Origin of the sequence: Klebsiella sp. AqSCr (assembly GCF_008452795.1) — a bacterium.
GTDB classification, from domain to species: Bacteria; Pseudomonadota; Gammaproteobacteria; order Enterobacterales; family Enterobacteriaceae; genus Klebsiella; species Klebsiella pneumoniae.
In genome coordinates this window covers 25,222-39,750 of sequence record NZ_MJDM01000010.1, presented here as the reverse complement: position 1 = coordinate 39,750, position 14,529 = coordinate 25,222, and the positions used below count along the sequence as shown (strand labels likewise).

Below are 14,529 nucleotides of genomic sequence, written 5' to 3'. Positions count from 1 at the left end.
GCAGCGCCACCGGGGGAGATATACCCCACACAGCAAAAAAACCCGCACCTTTCGGGACGGGGTTCTTTTTAAACGCAAAAACAAAAAGCCCGGTCTTTCGACCGGGCTTTCTGCTTTATTTGATGCCTGGCAGTTCCCTACTCTCACATGGGGAGACCCCACACTACCATCGGCGCTACGGCGTTTCACTTCTGAGTTCGGCATGGGGTCAGGTGGGACCACCGCGCTAGTGCCGCCAGGCAAATTCTGTTTTATCAACACGTCTCACCAACGTATCGATTAATCTGTATCAGAGCTGAAAATTCTCTCAATCCGCCAAAACATCTTCGGCGTTGTAAGGTTAAGCCTCACGGTTCATTAGTACCGGTTAGCTCAACGCATCGCTGCGCTTACACACCCGGCCTATCAACGTCGTCGTCTTCAACGTTCCTTCAGGAGACTTAAAGTCTCAGGGAGAACTCATCTCGGGGCAAGTTTCGTGCTTAGATGCTTTCAGCACTTATCTCTTCCGCATTTAGCTACCGGGCAGTGCCATTGGCATGACAACCCGAACACCAGTGATGCGTCCACTCCGGTCCTCTCGTACTAGGAGCAGCCCCCCTCAATTCTCCAGCGCCCACGGCAGATAGGGACCGAACTGTCTCACGACGTTCTAAACCCAGCTCGCGTACCACTTTAAATGGCGAACAGCCATACCCTTGGGACCTACTTCAGCCCCAGGATGTGATGAGCCGACATCGAGGTGCCAAACACCGCCGTCGATATGAACTCTTGGGCGGTATCAGCCTGTTATCCCCGGAGTACCTTTTATCCGTTGAGCGATGGCCCTTCCATTCAGAACCACCGGATCACTATGACCTGCTTTCGCACCTGCTCGCGCCGTCACGCTCGCAGTCAAGCTAGCTTATGCCATTGCACTAACCTCCTGATGTCCGACCAGGATTAGCTAACCTTCGTGCTCCTCCGTTACGCTTTGGGAGGAGACCGCCCCAGTCAAACTACCCACCAGACACTGTCCGCAACCCCGGTAAGGGGCCAACGTTAGAACATCAAACATTAAAGGGTGGTATTTCAAGGTTGGCTCCACGCAGACTGGCGTCCACGCTTCAAAGCCTCCCACCTATCCTACACATCAAGGCTCAATGTTCAGTGTCAAGCTATAGTAAAGGTTCACGGGGTCTTTCCGTCTTGCCGCGGGTACACTGCATCTTCACAGCGAGTTCAATTTCACTGAGTCTCGGGTGGAGACAGCCTGGCCATCATTACGCCATTCGTGCAGGTCGGAACTTACCCGACAAGGAATTTCGCTACCTTAGGACCGTTATAGTTACGGCCGCCGTTTACCGGGGCTTCGATCAAGAGCTTCTCCTTACGGATAACCCCATCAATTAACCTTCCGGCACCGGGCAGGCGTCACACCGTATACGTCCACTTTCGTGTTTGCACAGTGCTGTGTTTTTAATAAACAGTTGCAGCCAGCTGGTATCTTCGACTGGTCTCAGCTCCATCCGCAGGGACTTCACCTACACACCAGCGTGCCTTCTCCCGAAGTTACGGCACCATTTTGCCTAGTTCCTTCACCCGAGTTCTCTCAAGCGCCTTGGTATTCTCTACCTGACCACCTGTGTCGGTTTGGGGTACGATTTGATGTTACCTGATGCTTAGAGGCTTTTCCTGGAAGCAGGGCATTTGTTACTTCAGCACCGTAGTGCCTCGTCATCACACCTCAGCCTTGATTATCCGGATTTGCCTGGACAACCAGCCTACATGCTTAAACCGGGACAACCGTCGCCCGGCTAACATAGCCTTCTCCGTCCCCCCTTCGCAGTAACACCAAGTACAGGAATATTAACCTGTTTCCCATCGACTACGCCTTTCGGCCTCGCCTTAGGGGTCGACTCACCCTGCCCCGATTAACGTTGGACAGGAACCCTTGGTCTTCCGGCGAGCGGGCTTTTCACCCGCTTTATCGTTACTTATGTCAGCATTCGCACTTCTGATACCTCCAGCATGCCTCACAGCACACCTTCGCAGGCTTACAGAACGCTCCCCTACCCAACAACACATAGTGTCGCTGCCGCAGCTTCGGTGCATGGTTTAGCCCCGTTACATCTTCCGCGCAGGCCGACTCGACCAGTGAGCTATTACGCTTTCTTTAAATGATGGCTGCTTCTAAGCCAACATCCTGGCTGTCTGTGCCTTCCCACATCGTTTCCCACTTAACCATGACTTTGGGACCTTAGCTGGCGGTCTGGGTTGTTTCCCTCTTCACGACGGACGTTAGCACCCGCCGTGTGTCTCCCGTGATAACATTCTTCGGTATTCGTAGTTTGCATCGGGTTGGTAAGTCGGGATGACCCCCTAGCCGAAACAGTGCTCTACCCCCGAAGATGAATTCACGAGGCGCTACCTAAATAGCTTTCGGGGAGAACCAGCTATCTCCCGGTTTGATTGGCCTTTCACCCCCAGCCACAAGTCATCCGCTAATTTTTCAACATTAGTCGGTTCGGTCCTCCAGTTAGTGTTACCCAACCTTCAACCTGCCCATGGCTAGATCACCGGGTTTCGGGTCTATACCCTGCAACTTAACGCCCAGTTAAGACTCGGTTTCCCTGCGGCTCCCCTATACGGTTAACCTTGCTACAGAATATAAGTCGCTGACCCATTATACAAAAGGTACGCAGTCACACCCGAAGGTGCTCCCACTGCTTGTACGTACACGGTTTCAGGTTCTTTTTCACTCCCCTCGCCGGGGTTCTTTTCGCCTTTCCCTCACGGTACTGGTTCACTATCGGTCAGTCAGGAGTATTTAGCCTTGGAGGATGGTCCCCCCATATTCAGACAGGATACCACGTGTCCCGCCCTACTCTTCGAGTTCACAACCTGTGCATTTTGGTGTACGGGACTATCACCCTGTACCGTCGGACTTTCCAGACCGTTCCACTAACACACAAGCTGATTCAGACTCTGGGCTGCTCCCCGTTCGCTCGCCGCTACTGGGGGAATCTCGGTTGATTTCTTTTCCTCGGGGTACTTAGATGTTTCAGTTCCCCCGGTTCGCCTCGTTAACCTATGTATTCAGTTAACGATAGTGTGACGAATCACACTGGGTTTCCCCATTCGGACATCGCCGGTTATAACGGTTCATATCACCTTACCGACGCTTTTCGCAGATTAGCACGTCCTTCATCGCCTCTGACTGCCAGGGCATCCACCGTGTACGCTTAGTCGCTTAACCTCACAACCCGAAGATGTTTCACTTCTGGTTGCGAAAATTTGAGAGACTCGAACACACATTGACTGTGTGTCGTTTCAATTTTCAGCTTGATCCAGATTTTTAAAGAGCAAATATCTCAAACGTCACCCGAAGATGAGTTTTGAGATAGTTCGGCACGCGTCTTTCACTCACGAACCAGCAAGTGGCGTCCCCTAGGGGATTCGAACCCCTGTTACCGCCGTGAAAGGGCGGTGTCCTGGGCCTCTAGACGAAGGGGACACTGAAGTCTCAATCGCAAGACGCCTTGCTTCTTTACTTTCATCAGACAATCTGTGTGAGCACTACAAAGGCAGGTTCTTTAAGGTAAGGAGGTGATCCAACCGCAGGTTCCCCTACGGTTACCTTGTTACGACTTCACCCCAGTCATGAATCACAAAGTGGTAAGCGCCCTCCCGAAGGTTAAGCTACCTACTTCTTTTGCAACCCACTCCCATGGTGTGACGGGCGGTGTGTACAAGGCCCGGGAACGTATTCACCGTAGCATTCTGATCTACGATTACTAGCGATTCCGACTTCATGGAGTCGAGTTGCAGACTCCAATCCGGACTACGACATACTTTATGAGGTCCGCTTGCTCTCGCGAGGTCGCTTCTCTTTGTATATGCCATTGTAGCACGTGTGTAGCCCTGGTCGTAAGGGCCATGATGACTTGACGTCATCCCCACCTTCCTCCAGTTTATCACTGGCAGTCTCCTTTGAGTTCCCGGCCTAACCGCTGGCAACAAAGGATAAGGGTTGCGCTCGTTGCGGGACTTAACCCAACATTTCACAACACGAGCTGACGACAGCCATGCAGCACCTGTCTCACAGTTCCCGAAGGCACCAATCCATCTCTGGAAAGTTCTGTGGATGTCAAGACCAGGTAAGGTTCTTCGCGTTGCATCGAATTAAACCACATGCTCCACCGCTTGTGCGGGCCCCCGTCAATTCATTTGAGTTTTAACCTTGCGGCCGTACTCCCCAGGCGGTCGATTTAACGCGTTAGCTCCGGAAGCCACGCCTCAAGGGCACAACCTCCAAATCGACATCGTTTACGGCGTGGACTACCAGGGTATCTAATCCTGTTTGCTCCCCACGCTTTCGCACCTGAGCGTCAGTCTTTGTCCAGGGGGCCGCCTTCGCCACCGGTATTCCTCCAGATCTCTACGCATTTCACCGCTACACCTGGAATTCTACCCCCCTCTACAAGACTCTAGCCTGCCAGTTTCGAATGCAGTTCCCAGGTTGAGCCCGGGGATTTCACATCCGACTTGACAGACCGCCTGCGTGCGCTTTACGCCCAGTAATTCCGATTAACGCTTGCACCCTCCGTATTACCGCGGCTGCTGGCACGGAGTTAGCCGGTGCTTCTTCTGCGGGTAACGTCAATCGCCAAGGTTATTAACCTTAACGCCTTCCTCCCCGCTGAAAGTGCTTTACAACCCGAAGGCCTTCTTCACACACGCGGCATGGCTGCATCAGGCTTGCGCCCATTGTGCAATATTCCCCACTGCTGCCTCCCGTAGGAGTCTGGACCGTGTCTCAGTTCCAGTGTGGCTGGTCATCCTCTCAGACCAGCTAGGGATCGTCGCCTAGGTGAGCCATTACCCCACCTACTAGCTAATCCCATCTGGGCACATCTGATGGCATGAGGCCCGAAGGTCCCCCACTTTGGTCTTGCGACGTTATGCGGTATTAGCTACCGTTTCCAGTAGTTATCCCCCTCCATCAGGCAGTTTCCCAGACATTACTCACCCGTCCGCCGCTCGTCACCCGAGAGCAAGCTCTCTGTGCTACCGCTCGACTTGCATGTGTTAGGCCTGCCGCCAGCGTTCAATCTGAGCCATGATCAAACTCTTCAATTTAAGTTTGATGCTCAAAGAATTAAACTTCGTAATGAATTACGTGTTCACTCTTGAGACTTGGTATTCATTTTTCGTCCGAGGACGTTAAGAATCCATGTCACTTTGAGTGCCCACACAGATTGTCTGATAAATTGTTAAAGAGCAGTTGCGACGCGCTTTAGCGCTCTGTCGCGAGGTGGCGTATATTACGCTTTCCTCTTTCAGAGTCAACCCGTTTTTCAGGATTTTTCTCTGCAACCGAACCGGCTGTTTGTGTGAAGTGATTCACATCCGCCGTGTCAGTGGGAGCGCATTATAGGGAGTTCTCGAGCGTCCGCAATAGAAAAATGGCAGAAAAATGACTGACTGCTGCATTCCCCAGCAAAACCCCGCTTTATACCTCGTTACACACAGAATTATCCACAGGAGAGCGTAAAAACATGACCGCTAGCCCCGTGGATCGCCAGCTATATAGAAGGAGAATCACCGGACTGGAGAGAAACATAAAAATTCGCGAGCGTTGCGCAAACGTTTTCGTTACAATGCCGCGCTATGACACGGATGCCCGGTTGGGTGCGTTAGGTGAGTTTTTAGGCAAAAACTCACCTAACGCTCTCTGTAATGTTCAAATCCTGGGGATTTAATACCATGCAACAACGTCGTCCAGTCCGCCGCGCTCTGCTCAGTGTTTCTGACAAGGCCGGTATCGTCGAATTCGCGCAGGCGCTTTCCGCTCGTGGTGTCGAGCTGCTGTCCACCGGCGGCACCGCTCGCCTGCTGGCAGATAAAGGCCTGCCGGTTACCGAAGTCTCTGACTACACCGGTTTCCCGGAAATGATGGATGGACGCGTGAAGACCCTGCATCCGAAAGTACACGGCGGCATCCTCGGTCGTCGCGGTCAGGATGACGGTATCATGCAGCAACACGGTATCGCGCCTATCGATATGGTTGTCGTTAACCTTTACCCGTTCGCCCAGACCGTCGCTCGTGAAGGATGCTCGCTGGAAGACGCGGTGGAAAACATCGATATCGGCGGCCCGACCATGGTGCGCTCCGCGGCGAAGAACCATAAAGATGTCGCCATCGTAGTTAAGAGCAGCGACTACGACGCCATCATTAATGAGATGGACGCCAACGAAGGTTCCCTCACGCTGGCCACCCGCTTCGACCTCGCCATTAAAGCCTTCGAACACACCGCCGCTTACGACAGCATGATCGCCAACTACTTCGGCAGCATGGTTCCGGCCTATCACGGCGAAAGCAAAGAAGCCGCTGGCCGCTTCCCGCGTACCCTGAATCTGAACTTCATTAAGAAGCAGGATATGCGCTACGGCGAAAACAGCCACCAGCAGGCGGCTTTCTATATAGAAGAGAATGTAAAAGAGGCCTCCGTGGCGACCGCCACTCAGCTGCAGGGCAAAGCGCTCTCCTATAACAACATTGCCGATACCGATGCGGCGCTGGAGTGCGTGAAAGAGTTCAACGAGCCGGCCTGCGTTATCGTCAAGCATGCCAACCCGTGCGGCGTTGCCGTCAGCGACTCGATTCTTGACGCCTACGATCGCGCTTACAAAACCGACCCGACCTCCGCGTTCGGCGGCATCATTGCCTTTAACCGCGAGCTGGATGCTGAAACCGCGCAGGCGATCATCTCTCGCCAGTTCGTCGAAGTGATCATCGCGCCGTCCGCCAGCGAAGAAGCGCTGAAAATCACCGCCGCGAAGCAGAACGTCCGCGTACTGACCTGCGGCCAGTGGGATACTCGCGTTGCCGGCCTCGATTTCAAACGCGTTAACGGTGGTCTGCTGGTTCAGGACCGCGATCTCGGCATGGTCACCGCAGGTGAACTGCGCGTGGTCAGCAAACGTCAGCCAACCGAGCAGGAACTGCGCGATGCGCTGTTCTGCTGGAAAGTGGCGAAATTCGTCAAATCCAACGCCATTGTGTATGCCAAAGATAATATGACCATCGGCATAGGCGCCGGTCAGATGAGCCGCGTCTACTCGGCGAAAATCGCCGGAATTAAAGCCGGTGATGAAGGTCTGGAAGTGAAAGGTTCCGCCATGGCCTCTGACGCTTTCTTCCCGTTCCGCGACGGCATCGATGCCGCAGCCGCGGTAGGCATCACCTGCGTTATTCAGCCGGGCGGCTCTATCCGTGACGACGAAGTGATTGCCGCCGCTGACGAACACGGCATCGCCATGATCTTCACCGACATGCGCCACTTCCGCCATTAATTCCTGGAGCAGCAGATGAAAGTATTAGTAATCGGCAACGGCGGGCGCGAGCACGCGCTGGCGTGGAAAGCGGCTCAGTCGCCGCTGGTTGATACCGTCTACGTCGCGCCGGGCAACGCCGGTACCGCCCTGGAGCCGTCGCTGCAAAACGTCGCCATCGGCGTCACCGATATTCCGGCGCTGCTTCGCTTCGCGCAGGATGAGAACATCGATCTGACCATCGTTGGCCCGGAAGCGCCGTTGGTCATTGGCGTGGTCGACGCGTTCCGTGCCGCCGGGCTGAACATCTTCGGGCCAACCGAAGGCGCCGCACAGCTGGAAGGCTCAAAAGCCTTCACCAAAGATTTTCTCGCCCGTCATCATATTCCGACGGCGGAATACCAGAACTTCACCGAAGTGGAGCCTGCGCTGGCTTATCTGCGCGAGAAAGGCGCGCCGATCGTCATCAAAGCCGACGGTCTGGCGGCGGGTAAAGGCGTTATCGTGGCGATGACCCTCGAGGAAGCCGAAGCGGCGGTCAAAGATATGTTGGCCGGCAACGCCTTTGGCGACGCAGGCCACCGCATCGTGATTGAAGAGTTCCTCGATGGCGAAGAGGCTAGCTTTATTGTGATGGTCGACGGCGAGCACGTCCTGCCGATGGCCACCAGCCAGGATCACAAGCGCGTCGGCAACGGCGATACCGGCCCGAACACCGGCGGGATGGGGGCGTACTCCCCGGCGCCGGTGGTTACTGACGAAGTCCACCAGCGCACCATGGAGCGGATTATCTGGCCAACCGTGAAAGGCATGGCCGCTGAAGGCAACACCTATACCGGTTTCCTCTACGCCGGTCTGATGATCGACAAGCAGGGCAACCCGAAGGTGATTGAGTTCAACTGCCGCTTTGGCGACCCGGAAACCCAACCGATCATGCTGCGCATGAAGTCCGACCTGGTCGAGCTGTGCCTCGCCGCCTGCGCGGGCAAGCTGGACGAGAAAACCTCCGAGTGGGATGACCGCGCGTCGCTGGGCGTGGTGGTTGCCGCCGGCGGCTATCCGGGCAGCTACAATACGGGCGATGAGATCTACGGCCTGCCGCAGCAGGAAGTCGCAGACGGTAAGGTCTTCCACGCCGGCACCAAACTGTCTGACGACCAGCGCGTGGTCACCAACGGCGGGCGCGTGCTGTGCGTCACCGCGCTGGGTGACTCCGTGGCGCAGGCGCAGCAGCGCGCCTATCAGCTGCTGACCGACATTCGCTGGGACGGTAGCTTTAGCCGTAGCGATATCGGCTGGCGCGCCATCGAACGTGAAAAGGCTAACGGCTAAGTTTCGCCAGCAGCGTTTTGCGCGTAATGCCTAACTGACGGGCGGCTTCGGTTTTGTTGCCGCCCGTTTTTTCCAGCGCCGCCAGAATCACCTCTTTCTCCACTTCCACTAACGGCTGAATTCCCCCCTCCTCGCTCCCGACTGATGGCAGCGGCGTACCGGCGATCGCCAGCGGCAGTTCTCGCTCAGAGATATAGTTTCCGGTCAGTAGCACCACCGCCCGCTCCACCGCGTTTTCCAGCTCGCGAATATTGCCCGGCCAGGGGTAGTGGATCAGCAGGTCCATCGCCTGTGGCGTGAACCCCTTTACCGTCTTACGATTGCGTTCGGTATAGCGTTTGAGAAAATGCTGCGCCAGCTGCGGAATATCTTCCCGTCGCCGGCGCAGCGGCGGTATCTCGATGGTCACGACGTTGAGTCGGTAATAGAGATCCTGGCGAAAGCGCCCGGCGCTCACCTCTTCCGCAAGGTTGCGATGGGTGGCGGCGATAAGCCGCACATCAACGGCAAGCGTCTGGTTGCTGCCGACCCGCTGCACCTCCCGCTCCTGAATCGCCCGCAGCAAGCGGACCTGCATCACTGGCGAGATATCGCCTATCTCATCAAGAAACAGCGTGCCGCCATCCGCTTCGACAAAGCGTCCTTCCCGCCGCCGATCCGCCCCGGTAAACGCCCCTTTTTCATGACCGAATAGCTCGGATTCCAGCAGTGACTCATTCAGCGCCGCGCAGTTGAGCGTGACCAACGGCTTGTCACGACGCTCGCTGCAGGCGTGGATGGCGTGCGCCACCAGCTCCTTACCGGTTCCCGACTCCCCATAAATCAGCACCGTCGCGTCCGAAGGGGCCACCAGCGTAATATCGTTAAGAAGCGCCTGCATCGCCGGGCTGTCGCCAATCATGCCCCACCGTGAATCCGTCGCAACGCTGGGGTCGCTCTCGCTCTGCCGGGTGTGCGCCAATGCCTGAACCAGCGTCTGCTGCAGGGTGTCAAAATCCAGCGGTTTAACCAGATAATCCAGCGCCCCGGACTTAATAGCTTCTACCGCCGTACCGACGCTGGAAAACGCCGTCATGATCAGAACCGGTATCGCCGGGTTATAGGCCTTAATCTCTTTTAACGTTGCGATACCGTCCATCTCCGCCATACGGATATCGCACAGCACCAGGTCGAAGACCTGCTGATGGATCTGCTCCAGCGCCTGCAGGCCGTTGTGAGCCAACCCCACCTGATAGCCCCAGCCGCGCAGCAGCGCCTGCAGGATCGTGCAGTGGCTGATGTCATCATCAACGACCAGAATCTGTACTTTATCGCTGCTCATCTTCCCTCCGTTGAGCATCCACCGGTAACCAAAGCGTAAATATCGCTCCAGCTCCCGGCTGACTTTCGGCGCGGATCGTCCCGCCATGTTGTTCGATAATATTCTGCACTACGGCCAGCCCCAGCCCGGTGCCGTCCGCCTTGGTGGTGAAATACGGCGTGAAGATAGCCTGTAACTCTTCATCGCTCATCCCCTTACCGCTATCCGTGACGACGATTTTCACCCGCTGACGATCGGCTTCGCTTGCTGTTACGCGAATGACGCCGTCACGGCCAATCGCCTGCATTGCATTCAGGTACAGATTCAACAGCACCTGATTCAGGCGATCGGGGTCGGCGCTGATCGTGGTTAACTCAGGTCGCGGAGTAAATTGCAGCGCGATCCCGCGGCTCTGCGCATCCTGGCTTACCAACTGCAATGAGTGGCGGATAAGCGCGTTGATATCGACTGTCTGGTAGTTTAGATGGGCGGGCCGGACCAGCTCCAGCAGCTCGCTGACCACCCGGTTCAGGCGATCAGCCTCTTTGGCCATCACCTGGGCTAACTGATGCGACTCGCCGCCAGGCGGCGTGCGCTCGGCAAAATATTTCGCCAGCCCTTTAATCGACGAGAGCGGGTTGCGGATCTCGTGCGCGACCCCCGCCGCCAGATGGCCAAGCGCCACCAGCTTTTCCTTGCGGGCCATCGCCTCCAGCAGCTGTTTCCGCGAGCGACGATAGCGGCGGAACCAGAACTGAGCGAGGATCGTCGCCGCTATCACCAGCGCGGCGGCACCCAGCATGATGGCCATATTCCGCTGCCCGCGGGCCTGCGCGGCATCCAGCTCGCGGCTATCAAAGGCGATAAAAATCACCTGCGGGACGATGGCCTGAGCCAGGGCGCTATTGCCGCGGTTCATCATTCCCATATGGTGGCCGCGGGCCGGATTAAGCGGGCGAAAATGGCGATAGATCTCTAGCGCCGGCTGCGGTTCGCTAAGCCGGCGCCAGCGGGCCTGTTCGCCAACCGCTAACGCACGCATCTGCGCCGGGCTATACAGCGTTTTACCCACCTGCTGCGGATCGCTATGGGCGATAATTTTACCGTTTTCATCGGTCACCGCGAACCACAGGACGCCCGGTTGCCAGGCCATCTCTTCCAGCAGGGCCTGCAGCTGCGCATGATGCATACGCATCCCCATCCCGACGCGCGTGCCGGACTCCAGCGCGCGGATCAGCACGCTCCCTTTCTCTTCAATGGTTTGTCGGGCAGCGGTCGTCTCGCGACCGTAGTCGCGGACGATCATCGCGGAGAACAGCATGACCAGCAGCACAACCGTGCCGGTCAGCAGCCAGCTCAGCGCGCCAGCGGCGGCGTCCCGGGAGAGAGATTTGATCTTCATCGGCGAGTCCTTGTCATCTCTTTTTCACTATCTGCAGGCTCCTTCAGCAGAAATCATGCCATGTTTCCGCGCGGCCAATCCTGCTCTCAAACATATCGCCTGCGCTTAAGCGAGTAAAAATGACTCGCCTGACCCTGGCGGAACGGGTCATTTTTACTCGCTCTCCTCGGCAAAGGCTTCGGCAGGCCGACACAGACGGGCTTTTTCAGACTGGCATGGAAGATGCAATACCGAGGGAAACCACACAGGAGAAAATGCCATGAAACGGAACCGTACCTTACCTCTCGCCCTCGTTACCTTTGCCGCGCTGACCTTCGCCAGCAACGCGGCCTGGGCCAACCACCACTGGGGCAACAATAACGGGATGGGCAACCAGGGCTACAGTCAGCTGACCCAGGAGCAGCAGGCTACCGTGCAAAAGCTGCATAACGATTACTATGCGCAAACCAGCGCCCTGCGCCAGCAGCTGCAGTCCAAACGCTATGAGTACAATGCGCTGCTCACGGCGCAAAAGCCGGACAGCGGGAAGATTGAAGCTGTCGCTCAGGAGATGGAAGGCTTACGCCAGAAGCTGGATCAGCAGCGGGTGAAGTTTGATATCGCCCTGGCTGAGGCAGGCGTTCCCCGCGGCGCAGGAATGGGATATGGCGGCTGTCGCGGTAGCGCCGGCGGTCATATGGGCATGAACCACTGGTAAAGGTTAGAAGCTTTTTTCCGTCGGCTGCCAGGTGCAGAAGTTTTCATTGGCGACCAGCAGCAGTTGAGAGCCTTCCGGCGCCTCAAGCCAGGCAATGCTCACTGCGGCGGAAGCGTGGCTCTGGCGGCGTTCAATGTGCGCCAGGGCCCGGCTATCGAGGTCGGGCGTAACCGTCTGCCCTTCGCAGGTCAGCACGGTATGCGCGGCAGCGTTCCAGCGCCCCTGGCGCAGGACGACCCGCCCCTGGCGGAGGGCGTCGCTGGTCTGGCGGATCTGTTCGGCGCGATAACGATATAGCGCGACCTGGTCGCTGGAGAGCTGCTGCTTCTGCCCGTCCACTTCCCGTTGCATAAAGCTCAGATCGCCCTGCGCGTCGAAACGGGCGCGAATATGTTCCGGCGGTTTGCCATAGACATTGAGTTCGATAAGCGCCAGTTGATCGCCCTGCCAGCGATATTCGCTGGTCGAGGTGTCCCCGTGACGCCACGGGCTGAAGGCGGCGAGAAGATGGACTTCATCGCCAGAATCTTTACGCCAGATGCGCATCGCTCCCTGATTGTCCGCATATCCGCTGGCGGTAAACGGCGGTAGCGACGTGTCGTGGCTGCAGGCAGTCAGCAACAGGATGCCCGCCAGCGCCAGAGGCCGGCGCCAGACAGACAAAAGGGGCTTAATAGCCCCTTCGATAAAACTGTTCACTGCCACGCGGTCTTACTTAACTGCGTCTTTCAGTGCTTTGCCAGAAACAAATGCCGGCACGTTAGCTGCAGCGATTTTGATCTCTTTACCGGTCTGCGGGTTGCGGCCAGTACGCTCAGCGCGGTGGTTCACTTTGAAGGTACCGAAACCAACCAGTTGAACAGCATCACCTTCTTTCAGAGACTCAGTAATTGCAGCCAGGGTAGATTCCAGGGCAGCTTTAGCCTGTGCTTTGGACAGGTCAGCTTTGTCCGCAATTACATCAATCAGTTGAGTCTTGTTCATAAGTTATCCTTACAATGTGTTTATCGCTTGCTAAGCATCGAGTGCGACGGAAATGCCAAAAAAGCACCCTCCTGCATACACGCACCGATAGCCACTTTTTTTCGCCCTCCAAATGTAGACCAGACGGGGGGCGGAATGGAAGCCTTCAGACGCTACAATTCAGGCGGTAAATCACGTTTTCTGGTCTCACTGCTGAAAATTTATACCAATATTGCTCTCGCCAGCCTCGCGCAGGTCCGCGCGCAGGCCTTTTATCAGCTCAAGATCACGCTCTTCACAGTCGGCCAGCAGGCGGAAAATTTCCCACTGAATATCCCATTCCTGCTCTACCGCCGGATTCGCTTTCAACTCTTCGTCGGTCATTTCGCGACCTTCCTGGGTCATTTCCAGCATCGCCACGGTGGTGATGGAGGTCTTGCTCACCTCGATCGCGTGCTCGAGCGTTTCGCCGCTCAGACGAGAATGAATCAGTTCACTCAACGCCACGCAAGCGTCTATGGCCGGATAGACACCGTACATGTCGAAATCATCTGCCGCCGGGATCGCCTCTTCCAGCTTCTCCAGCTGGCTGTCGAAATTCACCTTCGCATCTTTAACCGTCAGCGTTTCCCAGATCAGGTCCAGGATACGACGATAAAGCAGGCCGTCGCCAAACTCGGTTTGCTTGCAGAACATCGCGTAGTTGGGATACATACGTTCGCACAGGCAGGCCATAAAAGTGACATGCTGCCAGCTTTCCAGCTTCTCCAGGCGCAGGTGAATCGGGTTTTGTAACATGATGAATTCTCGAAGTCAGAAATTAGGCGCAGTGTACCTGAATCAGCTGTGATTTGCTTGCCAACGCACAAACGACGGACGACGGGACGCCACCGCATCGGCCCAGCGCGTCGGCTCGGGCAGACGGTAGCCTCGCATGCAGCGCTCAACCCACATTAAAGCGCTGTCCATGCCTACCCGGTGGCCGGTGCTAATAAACAGCGGGTTGCAGCGCACTTTGCTGCGCCAGACCCAGGCCAGTTGCTCATTTTTATCCATCAGCGGGGCCAGCGCGCCAGGCTCATCACCCAGGTCGCCGATTTTGCCGCACAGGCGTTTTTTCGCCACTCCGATAGTCGGCACATCAATCATCAGGCCAAAATGGCTGGCGACGCCCAATCTCCGGGGATGAGAAATGCCGTGTCCGTCAACGAAGAGTAGGTCCGGTTTTTGCGAAAGCTGCTCCCACGCCGCCAGCAGCGCAGGCGTTTCGCGAAACGAGAGAAAGCCGGGAATATAGGGCATAGAGGTGGCGACCCGCGCCACCTGGTATTCCACCAGCTCAAGCTCAGGCCAGGTCAGCAGCACCATCGCAGCCCGGGTGATCTCCCCTTCCTGCTCAAACCCGACGTCCGCGCCGCCGATCAACGCCGGCGGGTCGCGATCCAGTCGATCCGCACGCTCTACCGACGCGGCTAACTGTTGCTGTTGGGTACGTAGTGCGGCTAAATCCATAGGGCT

Annotated in this window: 9 protein-coding genes, 1 tRNA gene and 3 rRNA genes; 3 read left to right on the top strand and 10 right to left on the bottom strand. The window is 56.5% G+C overall.

What is annotated here, in order from left to right:
• Positions 1 to 124: 124 nt before the first annotated feature.
• The 4 genes from rrf to BHE81_RS24020 all read right to left on the bottom strand — a co-directional run bounded on the left by rrf (position 125) and on the right by BHE81_RS24020 (position 5,121).
• A 5S ribosomal RNA gene (gene rrf, locus BHE81_RS24035) occupies positions 125 to 240 on the bottom strand.
• A 96-nt stretch (positions 241 to 336) separates the two neighbouring features.
• A 23S ribosomal RNA gene (locus tag BHE81_RS24030) occupies positions 337 to 3,238 on the bottom strand.
• A 182-nt stretch (positions 3,239 to 3,420) separates the two neighbouring features.
• Positions 3,421 to 3,496 (bottom strand) — tRNA-Glu (locus BHE81_RS24025).
• 85 nt (positions 3,497 to 3,581) lie between these two features.
• A 16S ribosomal RNA gene (locus BHE81_RS24020) occupies positions 3,582 to 5,121 on the bottom strand.
• The 16S, 23S and 5S rRNA genes sit together here with 1 tRNA gene alongside, the layout of an rRNA operon.
• A 627-nt stretch (positions 5,122 to 5,748) precedes the next feature.
• Between BHE81_RS24020 and purH the strand changes: the two genes are divergently transcribed.
• Both purH and purD read left to right on the top strand, forming a co-directional pair.
• On the top strand, positions 5,749 to 7,338 hold the full coding sequence (purH, locus tag BHE81_RS24015) for a bifunctional phosphoribosylaminoimidazolecarboxamide formyltransferase/IMP cyclohydrolase (RefSeq protein WP_002884359.1): 1,590 nt from the start codon (positions 5,749 to 5,751) through the stop codon (positions 7,336 to 7,338).
• A gap of 15 nt (positions 7,339 to 7,353) precedes the next feature.
• Positions 7,354 to 8,649 carry a phosphoribosylamine--glycine ligase gene (gene purD, locus BHE81_RS24010; RefSeq protein ID WP_002884357.1) on the top strand — a complete coding sequence of 432 codons (1,296 nt, stop codon included), beginning with the start codon at positions 7,354 to 7,356 and terminating at the stop codon, positions 8,647 to 8,649.
• Here purD and zraR read toward each other — a convergent pair.
• Both zraR and zraS read right to left on the bottom strand, forming a co-directional pair.
• Positions 8,639 to 9,970 (bottom strand): sigma-54-dependent response regulator transcription factor ZraR, encoded by a 1,332-nt coding sequence (gene zraR / locus BHE81_RS24005; RefSeq protein WP_004192667.1) that lies wholly within the window; start codon positions 9,968 to 9,970, stop codon positions 8,639 to 8,641. The genes purD and zraR overlap by 11 nt on opposite strands.
• Positions 9,957 to 11,351 carry a two-component system sensor histidine kinase ZraS gene (zraS, locus tag BHE81_RS24000; RefSeq protein ID WP_023302348.1) on the bottom strand — a complete coding sequence of 465 codons (1,395 nt, stop codon included), beginning with the start codon at positions 11,349 to 11,351 and terminating at the stop codon, positions 9,957 to 9,959. Before zraS ends, zraR begins: the two co-directional genes overlap by 14 nt.
• A 259-nt stretch (positions 11,352 to 11,610) precedes the next feature.
• On the opposite strand from zraS, the gene zraP reads away from it, so the two are divergent.
• Complete coding sequence (gene zraP / locus BHE81_RS23995) at positions 11,611 to 12,048, top strand: zinc resistance sensor/chaperone ZraP (RefSeq protein ID WP_002884346.1); 438 nt, start codon at positions 11,611 to 11,613, stop codon at positions 12,046 to 12,048.
• Between the two features lie 3 nt (positions 12,049 to 12,051).
• Here zraP and BHE81_RS23990 read toward each other — a convergent pair whose 3' ends face one another.
• The 4 genes from BHE81_RS23990 to nfi form a co-directional block, all read right to left on the bottom strand.
• A complete protein-coding gene (locus BHE81_RS23990; protein ID WP_002884344.1) occupies positions 12,052 to 12,747 on the bottom strand; it encodes a DUF1481 domain-containing protein in 696 nt (231 codons plus the stop codon).
• A gap of 12 nt (positions 12,748 to 12,759) precedes the next feature.
• Positions 12,760 to 13,032 carry a nucleoid-associated protein HU-alpha gene (gene hupA, locus BHE81_RS23985; protein WP_002884342.1) on the bottom strand — a complete coding sequence of 91 codons (273 nt, stop codon included), beginning with the start codon at positions 13,030 to 13,032 and terminating at the stop codon, positions 12,760 to 12,762.
• A gap of 186 nt (positions 13,033 to 13,218) precedes the next feature.
• Positions 13,219 to 13,809, bottom strand: a complete 591-nt coding sequence (locus BHE81_RS23980) for a YjaG family protein (protein WP_002884331.1) — start codon at positions 13,807 to 13,809, stop codon at positions 13,219 to 13,221.
• A gap of 42 nt (positions 13,810 to 13,851) precedes the next feature.
• Positions 13,852 to 14,523: a deoxyribonuclease V gene (gene nfi / locus BHE81_RS23975; RefSeq protein ID WP_004152311.1), complete on the bottom strand. Its 672-nt coding sequence runs from the start codon at positions 14,521 to 14,523 to the stop codon at positions 13,852 to 13,854.
• Positions 14,524 to 14,529: the final 6 nt, after the last annotated feature.

Excerpts from the sequence above, each read along its gene's own strand:
- purH (WP_002884359.1), top strand. The coding sequence starts at position 5,749 with ATGCAACAACGTCGTCCAGTCCGCCGCGCTCTGCTCAGTGTTTCTGAC.
- purD (WP_002884357.1), top strand. The coding sequence starts at position 7,354 with ATGAAAGTATTAGTAATCGGCAACGGCGGGCGCGAGCACGCGCTGGCG.
- zraR (WP_004192667.1), bottom strand. The coding sequence starts at position 9,970 with ATGAGCAGCGATAAAGTACAGATTCTGGTCGTTGATGATGACATCAGC.
- zraS (WP_023302348.1), bottom strand. The coding sequence starts at position 11,351 with ATGAAGATCAAATCTCTCTCCCGGGACGCCGCCGCTGGCGCGCTGAGC.
- zraP (WP_002884346.1), top strand. The coding sequence starts at position 11,611 with ATGAAACGGAACCGTACCTTACCTCTCGCCCTCGTTACCTTTGCCGCG.
- hupA (WP_002884342.1), bottom strand. The coding sequence starts at position 13,032 with ATGAACAAGACTCAACTGATTGATGTAATTGCGGACAAAGCTGACCTG.
- BHE81_RS23980 (WP_002884331.1), bottom strand. The coding sequence starts at position 13,809 with ATGTTACAAAACCCGATTCACCTGCGCCTGGAGAAGCTGGAAAGCTGG.
- nfi (WP_004152311.1), bottom strand. The coding sequence starts at position 14,523 with ATGGATTTAGCCGCACTACGTACCCAACAGCAACAGTTAGCCGCGTCG.